Origin of the sequence: Sphingosinicella sp. CPCC 101087, assembly GCF_004151485.1 — a bacterium.
In the GTDB taxonomy this organism is placed as follows: Bacteria; Pseudomonadota; Alphaproteobacteria; order Sphingomonadales; family Sphingomonadaceae; genus Allosphingosinicella.
In genome coordinates, this window is the sequence record NZ_SBFF01000016.1 from 21,366 (window position 1) to 36,900 (window position 15,535).

Below are 15,535 nucleotides of genomic sequence, written 5' to 3' on the forward strand. Positions count from 1 at the left end.
ACCCGGCCGGATCGCTCCGGCCGGGCAGATTTCCCCCCTGGATGGGAGGAGAAAGATCGAGCCGACGCCTAGGCGTCTACATAGCCCTTGGAATCCTGCGCGATCCCCATCGCCTGCTCCTGGAGGAGGCGCACCGCCTCGGGCTGGCCGTACTGAAAGATGAAGCGCTTGAGGTGCAGGGCGCCGCCCGCCTTGATCTCCTCGGCGGTCATCCCTTCGGTCACTGCTTCGCGGTCGATCGTGGGCAACGGCACCCTCTCGTTGATTGTCGGATCGCGGATCACGCCCTTGGGATCCTCGCCGTTCCTGACCTTTTCGATGTCGCGCAGGAATTGGCGGCGCATCATGCCTACGCCCTTATCCGACAGGCCGAGATGCTCCTGCGTGCGGTCGGAGATCCTCCCCTGGCCGATCCAGGCGACGAAATCCTGGTTCATCACGTGACTCGTGATCCACTCGCCCTTCTCGTCCTTGATCGGCCCGTACCAGACAGGGATCGAGTTCTGCTCGTAGGGTTCCTGGTCCTTCGGCACCCGCGTGAAGAACCAGGCGATGCTCAGCATGTTCTCGTCGTCGACCGGCACGCGATATTCGAAATGGTCTCCGGTGAACATGGCGTTGGGCCAGAGGCAGGCGCGTCCGATCGTCCACAGCGGGTGGTTCTCGTCGGTGTCCTCGCGGATGCGATTGTAGGTGAAGCCATATTCATATTCGCGGAAGTCGATCTTGAGGTGCTTGGGCCCGTAAGGGCCGAGCTCGCCGCGCAGCCGCTTGCTCCAATTGGCGTGCATCCATTCGAAGTGGATCGGGTCGATCGAATTCTCCTGTCCCTGAAGCCAGTTGCAGGGCAGTTCGGAGATCACGATCTGGCGGAATCCGTTGTTCCAGGAGAAAGGCTCCCAATCCGGCAGCTCGGGCGCCGGCGCCGGACCCATATAGGCCCAGAGCAGCCCGCCCTTGCTTCGGACCGGGTAGGACTTGATCGTGATCCGGTCCTTGTACCGGCCCGACGGGTTGGCGGTTTCCTCATAGGGCTGGTCGAGGCACTTGCCGTCGCGGCCGAACAGCCAGCCGTGATAGGAACATCTGAGGCCGCATTCCTCGACCATTCCATAGGCCATGTCGGCGCGGCGGTGCGGACAGTGGCGGTCCACCAACCCATAATTGCCGGACAGATCCTTGTAGAGGACCAGGTCCTCGCCGAGGATGCGGACGGCCTTGGTCGTGCGCTTCTCGAACTCGCTTTCGCCACCGATCGGGTGCCAGTAGCGGCGCAGCAATTCTCCCATGGGGGTGCCTGGGCCGACCCGGGTCAACAGCTGGTTCTGTTCCTCGGACAGCATCTCTTCCTCTCCCGCGGAGCCGCAGCCACGCCCGGCTCCACTTTGTTCTCCGTAGGACAATTTCATTGTCTCAAACAACAATATCCGTCAAGCCAGGATTGACCCACGACGCTTTCTCGAGGAGCCGCGCTTGTGTGAGCGGGCCACCCCGTCTTATGCTGGCGTGCGATCGACAGGGGTTCATGCGTGGCGACGAGGAAAGGCGAGCAGGCGACGAAGCCGCCGAGCTTCCGCAATCTGATGACCTTCCGCCTCCACCGCGTGGCGCGCATCTCGGAACGGATATCCGAGCAATATTATCGAAAGCACCTCGACCTCTCCCTGCCCGAATGCCGAGTCATCGGAATCACGGCGGGCTTCGGATCGGTCTCGTTCAAGCGGGTCGCCGCCGCCGCCAATCTGGAAAAGAGCTATGCCAGCCGCGTGGTATCCTCGCTGGTCGAGCGCGGCATCATGGAGAAGAGCCCGAACCCACAGGATAGCCGCTCGGTGCTGCTGCAGCTCACCGACCATGGGAAGGGGGTGCACGAGCAGACCTATGCCCTCGCGCTGAGTCTGAACGAGCTGCTTCAGGCCCCCTTCCGGCGCGGGCAGGTGGCAGATTTCGTGGCCTTCCTGAACACGCTCGAGCAACAGCTCGAACGGACGAGCGGAATGATCGAGGCTGGCGGCGATCTGGGCCAGGCGCCCGCACTTATGGCTCCGGTAGCAGAATCACTGTCCGCCGAACCGGGCCAGTCCTTCATGCTGGATCGCGCCTTTGCGCAGCAGCTCCACGACATGCTGGGCCAGTATCTGGCCAAGGATTGAGCATTTTACGTCCGTGAATCGAATCCGGGTTGTGGATTCAGACAACAATATTCATGATCCCGCGAAAGCAGCTCGCGGGAGATGGAAATGAGCGAGACCGATGCACTGGCGCGCCTGGCGCCGTCTGACGGAGCGAATGCCCATCTGATCGACGGGCAGCTGATCACCGGCAATCGCTTCTTCGAGGTGGTGAATCCGGCAACCGGTCGGGCCTTCGCCCTCTGTCCGGACGCATCGCAATTCGAACTCGACAAAGCCGTCGCCGCCGCGCGCCGTGCCTTTCCGGCCTGGGGCGCCTTAGGCTTCGCACGCCGGCGCGAGCTGATATTCGAGCTGGCGGACCGCATTGCGGCGGCCGCCGATGAACTTGCGCCACTCTTGACCAGCGAGCATGGCAAACCGCTCGAGCAGGCGAAGCTGGAGCTTTCCCTCTCCGCCCACCACATGAAGCAACTCGCCTCACTGGAATTGCCAGACGAGTTGCTCCGCGACGATGCGCGCGGCCGAGTCGAACTGCGTTATCATCCGCTCGGCGTGGTCGGCGCCATCGCGCCGTGGAACTTCCCCGTGGCGTTGGCCATGCACAAGGTCGCCCAGGCGCTCTATACCGGCAACACCCTGGTGCTGAAGCCATCGCCCTTCACGCCGTTGACGACGCTCGCAGTCGGAAGGCTGGCCGCGGACCTGTTGCCTCCGGGCGTGCTCAACTTGGTCGCCGGGGGCAACGATCTCGGCGCCTGGATGACGGCGCACGAGGATATCGACAAGATCAGCTTCACCGGCTCGGTCGCCACCGGGAAGAGGGTGCTTGCCGCCGCCGCTGGAACGCTGAAGCGGGTGACGCTGGAACTGGGCGGCAATGACGCGACGCTCGTGCTCGAGGATGCGGACCTCGACCTCGCGGCGGCCGGAATCGCGCGCAGCGGCTTCTTCAACTGCGGCCAGATCTGCATGGCGATCAAGCGCGTCTATGTCGCGGAAAGCGTGCGCGACGATTTGCTGGAGAAGCTGGTCGCCAAGGTCTCGGCCCTCAAGGTCGGCGTCGGCACCGAGCCCGATACCGACATGGGGCCGATCCAGAATGCAGTCCAGTTCGAGAAGGTGAAGGCCTATCTCGAGGATGCCATCGGGCGGCCGGGGGCCGAGGTGCTGACCGGCGGCCGCGTCCGTGGAGGGGAGGGCTATTTCATCGAGCCGACCATCATCGCCGGCCTCGGCGAAGATGCGCCCTTGGTTCGCGAGGAGCAGTTCGGTCCGGTGCTACCGGTACTGACCTTCACGTCGGTAGACGAGGCGATCGCGCGCGCCAACGATACGCGCTTCGGCCTTGGCGCCTCGGTCTGGAGCCGGGACGAGGCCCGGGCCAGGGCCGTGGCGGGACAGCTGATGGCGGGTACGGTCTGGATCAACCGGCACGGCCTCAACGAATCCGACGTGCCCTTCGGGGGAATGAAGGAGTCGGGCTACGGACGCGAGCATGGCGTCCTCGGCATTCGCGCCTATCAGGAGCTGCAGGTAGTAAGCCGGCCCTCCTCCTGATGGCGCGCGGGCATCTTGCTCACCACCGTCGCCACGTGCCGAGCCTCCCGATGACCGGGACCGATCGAGATGTCCAGCGCGGCAGTGACGGGGAGCGATGGCGGCCGAAGCACTCGGCGTTTGACTAGGCGTGGCGGGCGACCTTCACTTCGATAAGCGCTTGCCTTCTTTCCTCCCGGATCACGCGCGCCGCCTCGGCGAGCGTCGCGGCCAGGTCCTCCGCGCGCTCCACCCGCGCGGCCCACGCGCGCGAGGCCTCGGCGATCTTGCAGAAGTCGGGAAGGGGATCGAGCGAGGTGATCGGCATGACATTCGCCCGGGCCGCGTGACCTTGCGGATAGATGCCGAGCGTCGAGCCGCGAACAGCGCCCCAGATGCCGTTATTGTAAACCACCGTGAGCAGGGGCAGGCGATGCGCCTCCGCCACCTGATGGCAGGCGACCGGGTTGGAGAACATGTAGCTGCCGTCGCCCACCGTGGCGATCACCAGTCGGTCGCGATCGGCGAGCTGCACGCCGAGAGCCGTCGGCAAGCCCCATCCGAGCCCGCCTGAAATCGGATTCTGAAAGAATTGATGGCCTTTCAGCGTCGGCACGAACTCGGCCTTGGCGCCGAGCTCGGTAACGATGCAGCCATGATCGCCGACCAGCTCGGCGAGCGCGCGGGTCACGAACGCCGCCGACATCGGCGGGCCCGCCTGCGCGGCTTTGGCCTCGAGCGCGGCGCGAATGAGCGCGTTGCGTTCGGCGACGGCTCTGAAACGCCCGCTGCGATCCCTGACCGGCATGGCCGCGTCGAGCGCGGCGACGATGTCGGCGGATTCGCCGGTCAGTGCGAGATCGACAGCGAAGCCGCGAATGGGGGTCTCTACCTGGTGCGGGTCGGGTCCGGCCTGGATCACCGTGGCATTGTCGGCGAAGCCGTGCCGGTGCGGCAGCCATGGGACGATCGAGTCGAGCACCAGCACCACGTCCGCCTTGGCGAGATCCTCGCTATGATCGTAGCCGGCATGCATCGGAGAAGTGCCCGCGATGGAGAGCTGGGACGGCCAGAACTCGACCACCGGAATGGCGTGCTTTTCGGCGAAGGCCGTGAGCCGGTCGAAGCCGCCGTCCCGCGCGCCGAGGCGGAATGCGACGATCAGCGGACTTTTCGCGGCGTCGAGTAGCCGCGCCGCTTCAGCGACCGCATCCGGATGAGGCGCGGCCCGGGCGGGGGCGTTGCGCGGCGGTGTCTCGCGATAGGTGGCGACGCCGCACAAGGTCTCGCGCGGCAGCCCCAGATAGACGGGGCCGCGGGGACTGGAGGTGGCGATCGCGACGCCCCGGTCCACGAGGGCAGCCATCTGGGCCGGATGCGAAAGCGTCGCGTCCCACTTCACCGGCTCACGCACCATTGCCGCCTGGTCTCGCATATTCTGGCCCCAGTTGATCGGCGAGTTGCGGTGGCCGAGCGGGCCATGTTCCGTGGCCGGAGTGAGGCCGCTGGCGAGGATGATCGGCACCTGGTCCGAGGCGGCGTTGATCAGCCCCATCACGCAATTGGCGAGGCCGACATTGGTGTGGACCATCACCGCCTGGGGCCGTCCGGTCGCGAGGTAGTAGCCGTGCGCCATGCCCATCGCCGCGGTCTCGTGCGGCACGACCACTGGTCGCGGCACCTTGAAGTCCGCAACCTGAGCATGAGCAAAGCCCTCGATTATGGGGGCGAAATCGGTGCCGCCATTGGCGAAGAGATAGTCCACGCCGTTTGCGGCTAGGCGGCGCAGGAAAATCTCCCCGGCCGTGGCTTCGATTTCCGGAAGTGCTTGTTCTTTGGGAGCTGACGCGGCGGCAGGGTTCATGATCTCTCTCTCCCGGATTGCTCTTCGGTCGGTTTTGTTGCCTTGGGTAACGAAACTCACCAACTGAGCAAGGCGATTTCTGGCGCTCGGCCGCGCTTTCCGCTTGAAAATAGTTTCTTCCGGCTACAAAAATCACCGTCGAACCAGATTGGAGAGATGCTTTGAAGCCTGCGCCGTTCCGCGCCGACCATGTCGGCAGCCTGATACGTCCGGACTACCTGATTTCGGCGCGCGAGCGTCGCGCGGCCGGCGAGATCAGCGACAACGAGCTGAAGGAAGTGCAGGAGCGGGCGATCCGCGAGGTCGTGGCGCTGCAGGAAGGGATCGGCCTCAAGTCAGTCACCGACGGCGAATATAATCGCGGGAGCTGGCATACGGACTTCCTGCTCCGCTTCGCCAACGTCGAGCCCTGGCAGTCCAACTACAAGACCACGTTTCACAACGAGGAAGGCTCGGTCGAAAGCAAGCCGCATACGGTGCGCGTCACCGGCAAGCTCAGCCGTCCCCAGCCGATCTTCGTCGAGGATTTCCGGTTCCTGAAATCCGTGACCCGCGAGACGCCGAAGATCACCATCCCGTCGCCCTCGATCATGCATTTTCGAGGCGGACGCGAAGCGATCGACACGACGGCCTATCCGACCATGGACGAATTTTACGCGGATCTGGCTGCCGTCTATGCCGAGGAGATCGGCGACCTGGCCGATGCCGGCTGCCGCTACCTGCAGATCGACGAAACCAACTTCGCCTATCTTTGCGATCCCTCGCTTCGCGCCCAGGTACAGACCAGCATCGGCGAGGATCCCGACGAGCTGCCGCACGTCTACGCGAAGCTGATCAACAACGCGATCGCCGGACGGCCCGACGACATGGCCGTCTGTATGCACGTCTGCCGAGGAAATTTCGCGGGCCGTTGGATCGCCGAGGGCGGCTATGAGCCGGTCGCCGAGGTGATGTTCAACGAGCTCGAGATCGACGGCTATTTTCTCGAGTACGACTCAGCTCGCGCTGGCGGATTCGAGCCACTGCGCTTCCTGCCCAAGGGGAAGAAGGTCGTGCTCGGCCTCGTGACCACGAAGTGCGGCCAGATGGAGAGCGCCGACGAGCTGAAGCGCCGGATCGACGAAGCCGCGAAGTTCGTCGATCTCGACCAGCTCGCTTTGTCACCCCAGTGCGGCTTCTCCAGCGGCATCGGCGGCAACACGATGGGCATCGAGGACGAGAAGTCCAAGCTCAGCCTCGTGCTCGAGGTGGCCAGGGACGTCTGGGGCGACTAGGTCTCCGCGCGTGCGGCAGGCCGGAGGGGCGCTCGTCACGGGCAGGTTCGGCTGCCACAATGTCGAGGATCTCCACGAAGCGGCGCGGCGCCGCCTGCCGCGCGGCCTCTTCGACTTTCTCGACCGCGGCACCGAGGACGAGCTCAGCGTCGCGCGCAATCGCCAGGCGTTTCGTGCGGTCGGGCTGTTGCCGCGCGTGCTACGCGATGTCTCCAAGGTGGATCCGTCAACCAGGCTGCTCGGGATTCCGGCCGCGTTCCCGCTCGCCATTGCGCCCACGGGTGGGGCGGGCCTCGCCTGGCACGAGGGCGACCTTCACCTTGCCCGTGCCGCGGCCGCGGCCGGCGTCCCCTTCACCATTTCGAGCGCGAGCACGATGGACGTGGAGGCCATCTGCGCGGCCGGAGGCCGGCTCTGGTTCCAGCTCTACCTTTGGGAGGACCGCTCGCTCTCCATGGCCGTGGTCGATCGTGCGCGCGCCGCGGGCTGCGAAGCGCTGATCGTCACCGTCGACATGCCGGTGCCGCCCAATCGCGAGTATAACCGGCGCAGCGGCTTCGCCTCGCCCTTTCGTCTGCGGCCCAGCAATGTCGTCGATATACTCTCCCACCCGCAATGGTTCGCCGGAGTCATGCTCCGCTACATGCGCGAGGGAGGGATGCCGACGCAGGCGAACCTGCCGGCGGAGTTTCGCCACAAGGTCACGAGGCAGGCGGCGAGGCCCGCCCGCTTCAAGGGTGATGCGCTTACTTGGGATGACGTGGCGAGAATTCGCGACAAGTGGTCCGGCTCGTTCCTTCTCAAGGGTATTCTCCGCCCCGACGACGCGGGGCGCGCCGTCGCCTTGGGTGCGGACGGCGTGATCGTTTCCAACCATGGCGGGCGCAGTCTGGACTGCGCGGTGGCGACGCTCGACGCCCTGCCGGGGGTGGTCGCCGCGATCGGGGCACAGGCGGAAGTCTTCGTCGACAGCGGGATCCGGCGCGGCAGCGACATAGCCAAGGCCATCGTTCTGGGCGCGACCGGGGTGCTCGTCGGGCGTGCTCCGCTCTACGGCTTGGCGATCGGTGGCCAGGCCGGTGCCGAACATGCGATCGATCTCCTGAAGAGCGAATTCGTTCGAGTCATGGGCCTGTGCGGCGCTGCCCACGTCTCGGAGTTGAATGCCGGCCTGCTTGCCCCGATGCCGTCCTGAGGATCTCTGCTCCGGGCCATCATGACATCGGGCGGGCGATCGGGGCGATCGCAACTCATCGCCGGGCTCAACTGACATTCGTTGCAGCACTGGGTGCAGGTTGAGCCGTTGGAACCGGAGGCGTTGACACGTCCAACCTGGCCGATGACGATCTTCAGGCTCGGGTAGATCCCGACGCTCCGGGAAGCTGCGCGTACCGCATTGGTTCTCGTCAAGCCGTCGATCGACACCCGCCTCGCCCCAAGACCATCCTGACCGGACTCACGTTGAGGCTGTCGTCGTCGGCCCGACGATGGGCGGTCAGCGCTCCGACTATCGGCGCGGGGTCGGCGGGCGACTCTTCCCCTCCCGGCCGACGCGATTGACATCGACCTCGATCGATCACAAGGTAATTTATATAAAGCTACTTGTGATAGGGCTGATGGCACAGGCACGGCATGTTGCGAGAGAAAGACAGGGCGGCCAACGGCCAGCGCGGCTGCTTTATCTTATCAAGCGCTGGTACAGCGCCACGCGGGCACGCCTCGATGAGATTACCCGCAAGCATAATCTCACCGCCGGCGACTATACCATGCTCTCGTTTCTGAAGCGGCTGGAGCCCTGCTCGGCCGCGGAGCTTTCGCGGGAACAGAGGATCACGCCGCAGGCGGCGACGCAGCAGATCGCGCAGCTCAAGGCCAAGGGAATGGTGACCGCCCAGGAGAAGGAGGCGAACCGCCGCATCTCCCTGATCAGCATGACCGCGGACGGCCGAGAGACTCTCGCAGCGATCAATTCCGAGGCGCGGGCGCTGGAGGAGGAGATCCTCGCGGGCTTCACGCCGGAGCAAAAAGATTTGCTGCTCGCGCTGATGGCTCGGTCGGTAGATTTAGCTGAAGAAAGGCAGAGATCGGATGACCCACGACTACGCGTATGAGACGGTGAAAGTCGTGCTGGACGACGGCATCGCCTGGGTGACGCTGAACCGCCCGGCGAAGCGCAACGCGATCAGCCCGCTCGTCAATCGCGAGATGCGGCAGGTTCTGGACGAGCTCGAGCTCGACGAAGCGGCCGGCGTGATCGTCCTCACCGGCGAGGGCGAAGCCTTCTCCGCCGGCATGGACCTCAAGGAATATTTCCGCGAGACGGAAGGCGAGAGCGCGCTTGTTCAGGCCCGCGTTCGACGCGGCGCCACCGATTGGATGTGGCGGCGGCTGATGCATTACCCCAAGCCCACCATCGCGATGGTCAACGGGTGGTGCTTCGGCGGCGCCTTCACCCCGCTCGTCGCCTGCGATCTCGCCATCGCTGCGGACGAAGCCACATTCGGCCTTTCCGAGATCAACTGGGGCATCATCCCTGCGGGCAACGTCACGCGCGCGGTCGCCCAGGTGATGAACCACCGCGATTCGCTCTATTACATCATGACGGGCGAGACGTTCGGCGGGCGCAAGGCGGCGGAGATGGGGCTGGTGAACCGCTCCGTTCCCCTCGCCGAGCTGCGCGCAGCGACCGAGGCGCTGGCCCGGACTCTGCTTTCGAAGAACCCGACCGTGCTGCGCCACGCCAAGTCGGCCTTCAAGTTCGTCGAGAGCCTCGATTGGGATACGTCGGAAGCCATGCTCGGTGCCATGGCCGCGTCCGCGGCATCGCAGGATCCGGAGCGCGGCCGCAAGCGCGGAATGACCCAGTTCCTGGACGAGAAATCCTATCGCCCCGGGCTCGAGGGCTATCGCCGCGAAGGCTAGGCGGTCCTTCCCGCCGTCGTTCCGAGCGGCTCCGCCGCCTCCTTTGCCTGCGCCTTCTGCTCGGCCTTGAGCTGCTTCCAGAAGACAGGGTCGACGCGCCAGATCAGCAGCGAGGCAAGGATGGGAATGACGGCAAAGAGAAGGAAGGCCGAAGCGTAGGAGCCGGAGGCGTCGTGTATGCGTCCCATCAGCCACGGACCGACCGCGAAGCCGGCGCTGACGATCGCCGTGTAGGTTCCGAGCAGAGTGCCGAGGTTCTTGTTCGTGCCCCACACGTGCTTGGTCATGGTGACGGTGTCGAGCATCACCGCGGAATGGCCGGTCGCGCGAAAAACGATATAGGCCATGAAGATGATCGGGTTGGTGAGCATGAATGCCATCACCACCGAGATCGACAGCACCCACCAAAGGATGGCGAGGCCGCGATTAGACGTTGCGTCGAGAATGTTGCCGACGAGGAGCCGAGTGATGATTCCGAACAGGCCGATCGCGCTGATTCCGATCTCGGTCCACGCGCGGTCAATGCCGGCATCGTCGTAGATCAACACCTGGTGCTGCGTGAAGGCCTGGTCGACCAGCGCGACGAGGAAGACTGCGATTCCGATCAGCCAGAAGCGGCCTTCGGTCGCTATGTGCCGCAGGGTCTCGATCTTCGGCGTCTCCGCGGCGACAGAGCCGGGCGCCGCCTTGGACGGTCGGTGCCCGAAGGACATCGCCGGGGAAACCAGGCCGAAGAAAAGCAAGGGCACCGCAACCACCCATATTCCGGTGGACATCAGGGCGATGCCCCAGCGCCAGCCGAAAGCGTCGATCGCCGTACCGATGGCGAAAGGCAGGATCACGGAGCCCACGACGCTGCCCATCAGCGCGATTCCCATGGCGGTCGCCTGGCTGTGGTGGAAGGCCCGGCTGATCAGCACCTTGATCGCCACCATCGTGCCGCCGGAAGCGAAGCCGAGGAAAACGCCCATCAGATAATAAGTGGTGAGGGTTTCGATCCACAGGAAGCTCAGCAAGGCGACGCCGCCGAGCGAGACCGTCACGAGCAGAGAGAGCCAGGCGCCGGTCTTGTCGACGAAACGCCCGACCAGGAGGGCGCAAACCGCGCCGATCGCATATTTCGAGGAGGCGAGCAGGGTCGCCTGTTCGCGCGTCCAGCCGAGATGCTCGATCACCTCCGGAAAGATGAAGGGCAGGGTGAAGGCCGGCATCGAAAAGCCGAACATGAAGGTCAGGAAGGCGATCGCCAGCACGAGCCAGTTTTCGCGGAACTCGGCGCGGAACGCGGCGTCGAACTTGAACATATCTCTCCGTGCGCACGATGGCGGCCCCGGCACTCTGTCGTTGCCTTCGGGATCGTGGTCGAGCTTAGGCCACCGCCTCGCCGTGCGGCAAGCAATTTTGTTTACTCAGTCTACAATATCAGGGGCGGAGCGGGAGGGACTCGGCGGCCTGCGCCCAGGCCATTTCCGGCGGATTGAGGGCGTCGATCTTTTTCCAGTCCTCGCCTCTGGCGTAGGTCGCAGAGATGGCGCGCAGGCCGCGGACGTCCTGCTGCACGCCCAGGAAGGGGACGATGCCGGCCTCGCGATGCGCCTTGACCGCCTGGAGGAGCAGCCGCCGGGCGAGCGAGATAACGACGTCGGCCGCACCCAGAAACTCTCGGCTGCGGTCAACGATCGGACCCATGCTCTCCTGGACGATGAAATCCTCATAGGCATTCTGTCGCCCGACGATCCCGCTCCAGTGTCCGGCCTTCATCGCCGCGCGGTCCTGGTGCCACATGTTCGAGACGTCGCCCATGTCCGAGTTGAAATGGTCGGGATCGCCCGAGTCGGTGCCGAAGGCGAGATAGGCGTTCGGGTCGATGGGCCCATCGAGGTCGTAGCGCACGTACCACTGAATCACGGCTTCGTCGTCGACAGGAACGGAGATCACGGTGACGCCGTTATCGCCGGGCAGGCGCGGGATCAGCGAGTAACTGGGCAGCACCACTTCGCGGATCCGCGTATAGCATTCATCGTCCGGGAGGTCGCGGATCGCCGCTTCACGGAAGCCATATTGCCGAACCTCGAATTCGAATCGTGGCGCCTTGTTCATCCGCATGAAGGCGGATTCCGAACGCTGCCCCATCGTGCCGCGTGGTTGGCCGTCGCGGGCATGGAGGAAGCCGACGTGAGCGGAGTCGAGCGTCGCCTCCAGCGCCTGCAGCCAATTGCACTTGAGTAAGCCGCGCAGCGGCTGGAGATGGTCGATCGGCAGCTCGGTCCATTCGAAGTTGGGAAGCGGCGGCGGCGTCTCGCGCGGGCCGATATAGGCCCAGACCATGCCGGCCATCTCGCGGGCATGACGGCGGCGAGTGGGAACGAGCGTGGCAAAACGCTCCCGGCGGGCGGACGGCTCGGTGGGGCAATCGACGACCCTGCCTTCGACATCGACCTTCCATCCATGGAAGATGCACCGGAGGCCATTCTCTTCGTTGCGGGCGAGCGCCATCGAGACGCCGCGATGGGGGCAGGCCTCGTCGATGAAGCCGACCCGGCCGTCGCTGGCGCGGAACGCGACAAAATTCTCGCCGAGCAGGCGCACGCGCTCGGGAGCCCCATCCGCTACGAGCTTCGCCGCGCGCATGACGGGGAACCAATATTCTCGCATCATCTCGCCCATCGGCGTGCCAGGCCCGACGCGGGTCAGAAGCGCATTGTCCTCCTTGCTAAGCATATTCTCTCCTCTCCGCCTTCTCGCGCCCGCCGCTGCGACCCCTTGCTCACGTCTGGGTATAAGAATATGACACTAAGATGGAAGACGGAACCACCATCGCGGCGGCGCGGGAGACGATACTCGAACCGGCAAGGGAGATACCGGTCGCCCGGCGCACCCAGGTCCTGGTCGTGGGCGCCGGAGCGGGCGGCTATCCCGCGGCCATTCGGGCGGCGCGCCACGGGGCCGAGGTCCTCCTTATCGAACGCCATCCGGTGGTGGGCGGCACGGGTCCGATGTCGTTCGTCACGGAATTCCTGAGTTGCGAGAATATCAGCGGAATCCTGCGCGAAGTGCAGCAACGCCTTGCCGCCCATGATGCGGCGCCGGCCGAGTTCCTGCCGGAATATTTCAATCTCGCTTATGACCCCGAGATGCTGAAGCTCGTGATCCTGGATATGCTGGTCGAATCCGGAGTCGACCTGCTTCTCAACACCCAAGTCGTCGATGTGATCATGGATGGCGATGCGGTGAAGGGCGTGATCATCGAGAACAAGTCGGGCCGCCAGGCGATCCTCGCAGACGTCATCGTCGATGCAAGCGGCGATGCCGATGTGGCGTCGCGTGCGGGCGCCGCCATGCACCCGCGCGAGGCGCCGCAGCCGATGATGATGCTGTGCCGCATGGGCGGCATCGACTGGCAGCGGCTGCAGGCCCACGCCCACGCCAACCCGGACGATTTCTCGAAATTGTGGGGAGTTCCCCCCAACGTCCTCGACGGCGCGCAATTCGTCCATGTGACCGGCTGGAAGTCGCTAGTCTTGCAGGGCAAGGAAGAGGGTGCGCTGCCCGGGACCTTCGGGCATCATATATCCGTCTTTGGCGCGACGCCCGCAAATCTGCGCAACGGCATCGGCTACCTCTACGCCGTTCAGGTGCTGAACCGGGATCCCACCGATGCCGCCGACCTGACCGGCGCGGAAATCGAGGGGCGTCGGCGCGCGCGCGACTTCCTGCCGTTCGTGAAGCGAATTCCGGGCATGGAGCAGGCGTTCCTTATCGATATGGCGCCGCAGATCGGCGTTCGCGACAGCCGCCGCATTGTCGGTGATTACACGCTCACACGGGACGATATCTTCGCGGAAACCCGCTTCGACGACGAGATCGCGCTCAAAGTCTATCGCGGACCCGACCTCAAGGGCTGGGTTCGGCACAAGCCGGACGGCAGCGAAGGCGGCAAGGGGCATGACCCTGCCGATCTGCCGCTGTCCGTGGTGGTGCTTGGCTTGCCCTATCGGTGCCTGCTGCCGGCAGGAATCGAGAATCTGATCGTCTCGGGCAAGACGGTGTCGTTCGACAACGAAGCCCACCAGCGCATTCGGTTGATGCCGGAATGCATGGCGATGGGGGAGGCGGCGGGTGCAGCGGCCGCTTTGGCCGCGCGCGACGGTCTCCCGCCGCGCCGCATCGATCCGGCGGCGGTGCGCGCGCTGCTCGCCGAGGGCGGCTTGAACCTCGAGCGTGCGAAGGTGCGGCTCTCCGAGGTGCGCCAGACCCTGGCGAGCCGCGGCATCAACGTGGTGATGCCCTGAGCTTCACCGCGTCGTGTAGCGGGACCAAAGTTGCTGCAGGCGGGCCTGCAGGCGCTTCGCAATGATCTGCAGACAGGTGGACTGACCGCCGGGTCCTTTCAGCAGTGGAAGCGTGGCACGGCAGACCGAGCGCCGTCCAAGCTGTTCATGATCGGATGGTTTGCCGACTGGACCCGGACGGGCGCCGCGAGCGTCAGCACGCCTAGCCAGTTTGTTACGGGTGTGGCGTAAAACACTGTAAAATCTACAGTATTTCACAATGGTTATGCGTAATTTCCCCTAGGTCGCCGCCGTCAGGGCTCACGGGCGCATTGTGTTCGAATCATCAAGTCACGGGCGCTCGTTCGCCCGAACGGCAGCTTGTCGCGGCCTGCCGGCATCATATCTGCAGATGATCGCGGGTTTGCTGCGAATCCTGCCGCAAAGGGCCTACACCTATTCCACCGGTTGCGGAGAACATGATTCCCTGTTCAATCCGACGGCGCGGAATGGCTGGACGCTGGGGCAGCGCTGGCGTGCCTCGAACCAGGTGAACCTGTTCGACGAGACCCAAACTTCCGGATCGGCGTTGGCTACAACTTCAGCAACGTCAGCGACGACCTCACGGACTTCGACTATGATCAGCGCGGTTGGTTCATCAACTTGGCCGGCAGCTACCAGACCCAGCAGACTGGGCGCTCGCCATTTACCGGGTCCGGCAGGACGGCGGCCCGGGGATGCCGAGCCGCTGACGGGAGACTGCGATGCCGACGGTTCAGGTCGATAACGCAAAGATACGTGAGTTCGTGGATGCGGAGAGCTTCGAGCAATGGCTAAGCGAACATCACGCCACCGAGCGCGAGGTCTGGATCAAGATCCATAAGGTCTCGTCGGGGCTCGGATCTATCTCGCCGGCCGAGGCGATCGACGTCGCCCTTTGCTGGGGGTGGATCGACGGCCTGCGAAAGGGCTTTGACGCGTGCAGCTACCTTCAGCGCTACACGCCACGGACCCGGCGAAGCCTCTGGAGCCGGATCAATGTCGATAACGTCGCCAGGCTCATCGCCGAGGGCCGGATGACGGAACATGGCCTCAAGCAAGTCGAGGCGGCCAAGGCCGACGGGCGATGGGAACGTGCCTATGAGAGCGGCCGCAACATGTCTCTGCCCGAAGACCTTCGGGCTGCAATCGAGGCCAGTCCGCGCGCTCGAGCAATGCTTGCAATCCTGTCGGCGCAGAACCGTTTCGCGCTGGCATTCGGGGTTCACAGGATGAAAACCGAGGCGGGGCGCCGGCGGAAGATCGCCGCTCTGGTGGCAATGCTCGAGGCCGGTGAGACGCCACATCCGCAGAAGAGGCGGCCGGAGCGAGGGGGGTAGACGTTTTCCAGCTATCCGACGAGGAAGTTCGAGCCCCAATACCTATCTTGACATGATGACGCGTGCCTTTCGATCCTTCTTCATATTGTCGGCTTCAGCCCTGGCGGGATGTTCCGCTCCGGAGGCGGCGGGTTCGGGCGCGGAGCAAGCAAGT

Annotated in this window: 12 protein-coding genes; 8 read left to right on the forward strand and 4 right to left on the reverse strand. The window is 64.7% G+C overall.

Going from position 1 to position 15,535, the window contains the following annotated elements; genetic code table 11:
- Window positions 1–68: 68 nt before the first annotated feature.
- The gene (locus EKM57_RS20635; protein WP_129794427.1) at window positions 69–1,343 is read right to left on the reverse strand and encodes an aromatic ring-hydroxylating dioxygenase subunit alpha; all 1,275 of its coding nucleotides are present in this window, start codon (window positions 1,341–1,343) and stop codon (window positions 69–71) included.
- 186 nt (window positions 1,344–1,529) lie between these two features.
- Between EKM57_RS20635 and EKM57_RS20640 the strand changes: the two genes are divergently transcribed.
- Together EKM57_RS20640 and EKM57_RS20645 are read left to right on the forward strand one after the other, a co-directional pair.
- Complete coding sequence (locus tag EKM57_RS20640) at window positions 1,530–2,153, forward strand: MarR family winged helix-turn-helix transcriptional regulator (RefSeq protein WP_129794428.1); 624 nt, start codon at window positions 1,530–1,532, stop codon at window positions 2,151–2,153.
- An 87-nt stretch (window positions 2,154–2,240) separates the two neighbouring features.
- Window positions 2,241–3,692, forward strand: a complete 1,452-nt coding sequence (locus EKM57_RS20645) for an aldehyde dehydrogenase family protein (RefSeq protein ID WP_129794429.1) — start codon at window positions 2,241–2,243, stop codon at window positions 3,690–3,692.
- Window positions 3,693–3,816: 124 nt separating this feature from the next.
- On the opposite strand, the gene EKM57_RS20650 is transcribed toward EKM57_RS20645, so the two are convergent.
- Window positions 3,817–5,535 carry a thiamine pyrophosphate-requiring protein gene (locus tag EKM57_RS20650; RefSeq protein WP_129794430.1) on the reverse strand — a complete coding sequence of 573 codons (1,719 nt, stop codon included), beginning with the start codon at window positions 5,533–5,535 and terminating at the stop codon, window positions 3,817–3,819.
- A gap of 161 nt (window positions 5,536–5,696) precedes the next feature.
- Here EKM57_RS20650 and EKM57_RS20655 point away from each other — a divergent pair, with 161 nt between their 5' ends.
- The 4 genes from EKM57_RS20655 to EKM57_RS20670 all read left to right on the forward strand — a co-directional run bounded on the left by EKM57_RS20655 (window position 5,697) and on the right by EKM57_RS20670 (window position 9,731).
- Window positions 5,697–6,809, forward strand: coding sequence for a 5-methyltetrahydropteroyltriglutamate--homocysteine S-methyltransferase (locus EKM57_RS20655; protein ID WP_129794431.1), 1,113 nt, complete (start codon window positions 5,697–5,699; stop codon window positions 6,807–6,809).
- A 10-nt stretch (window positions 6,810–6,819) separates the two neighbouring features.
- A complete protein-coding gene (locus tag EKM57_RS20660) occupies window positions 6,820–8,004 on the forward strand; it encodes an alpha-hydroxy acid oxidase (protein ID WP_129794432.1) in 1,185 nt (394 codons plus the stop codon).
- A 361-nt stretch (window positions 8,005–8,365) separates the two neighbouring features.
- On the forward strand, window positions 8,366–8,920 hold the full coding sequence (locus EKM57_RS20665; RefSeq protein ID WP_165357588.1) for a MarR family winged helix-turn-helix transcriptional regulator: 555 nt from the start codon (window positions 8,366–8,368) through the stop codon (window positions 8,918–8,920).
- Complete coding sequence (locus EKM57_RS20670; RefSeq protein WP_129794434.1) at window positions 8,898–9,731, forward strand: p-hydroxycinnamoyl CoA hydratase/lyase; 834 nt, start codon at window positions 8,898–8,900, stop codon at window positions 9,729–9,731. Before EKM57_RS20665 ends, EKM57_RS20670 begins: the two co-directional genes overlap by 23 nt.
- Here the strand turns inward: EKM57_RS20670 and EKM57_RS20675 are convergent.
- Both EKM57_RS20675 and EKM57_RS20680 read right to left on the reverse strand, forming a co-directional pair.
- Window positions 9,728–11,035 carry an MFS transporter gene (locus EKM57_RS20675; RefSeq protein ID WP_129794435.1) on the reverse strand — a complete coding sequence of 436 codons (1,308 nt, stop codon included), beginning with the start codon at window positions 11,033–11,035 and terminating at the stop codon, window positions 9,728–9,730. The genes EKM57_RS20670 and EKM57_RS20675 overlap by 4 nt on opposite strands.
- A gap of 118 nt (window positions 11,036–11,153) precedes the next feature.
- Entirely contained in the window at window positions 11,154–12,452 is a 1,299-nt protein-coding gene (locus EKM57_RS20680) for a Rieske 2Fe-2S domain-containing protein (RefSeq protein ID WP_129794436.1), read from the reverse strand.
- Window positions 12,453–12,529: 77 nt separating this feature from the next.
- Between EKM57_RS20680 and EKM57_RS20685 the strand changes: the two genes are divergently transcribed.
- Window positions 12,530–14,023, forward strand: a complete 1,494-nt coding sequence (locus tag EKM57_RS20685) for an FAD-dependent oxidoreductase (protein WP_129794437.1) — start codon at window positions 12,530–12,532, stop codon at window positions 14,021–14,023.
- Between the two features lie 743 nt (window positions 14,024–14,766).
- Window positions 14,767–15,381 carry a YdeI family protein gene (locus tag EKM57_RS20690; RefSeq protein ID WP_129794438.1) on the forward strand — a complete coding sequence of 205 codons (615 nt, stop codon included), beginning with the start codon at window positions 14,767–14,769 and terminating at the stop codon, window positions 15,379–15,381.
- Window positions 15,382–15,535: the final 154 nt, after the last annotated feature.

What these genes read in the sequence shown, in the direction of transcription:
- EKM57_RS20635 (WP_129794427.1), bottom strand. Translation starts at nt 1,343, where the DNA reads ATGCTGTCCGAGGAACAGAACCAGCTGTTGACCCGGGTCGGCCCAGGC.
- EKM57_RS20645 (WP_129794429.1), top strand. Translation starts at nt 2,241, where the DNA reads ATGAGCGAGACCGATGCACTGGCGCGCCTGGCGCCGTCTGACGGAGCG.
- EKM57_RS20650 (WP_129794430.1), bottom strand. Translation starts at nt 5,535, where the DNA reads ATGAACCCTGCCGCCGCGTCAGCTCCCAAAGAACAAGCACTTCCGGAA.
- EKM57_RS20670 (WP_129794434.1), top strand. Translation starts at nt 8,898, where the DNA reads ATGACCCACGACTACGCGTATGAGACGGTGAAAGTCGTGCTGGACGAC.
- EKM57_RS20675 (WP_129794435.1), bottom strand. Translation starts at nt 11,035, where the DNA reads ATGTTCAAGTTCGACGCCGCGTTCCGCGCCGAGTTCCGCGAAAACTGG.
- EKM57_RS20680 (WP_129794436.1), bottom strand. Translation starts at nt 12,452, where the DNA reads ATGCTTAGCAAGGAGGACAATGCGCTTCTGACCCGCGTCGGGCCTGGC.
- EKM57_RS20685 (WP_129794437.1), top strand. Translation starts at nt 12,530, where the DNA reads ATGGAAGACGGAACCACCATCGCGGCGGCGCGGGAGACGATACTCGAA.
- EKM57_RS20690 (WP_129794438.1), top strand. Translation starts at nt 14,767, where the DNA reads ATGCCGACGGTTCAGGTCGATAACGCAAAGATACGTGAGTTCGTGGAT.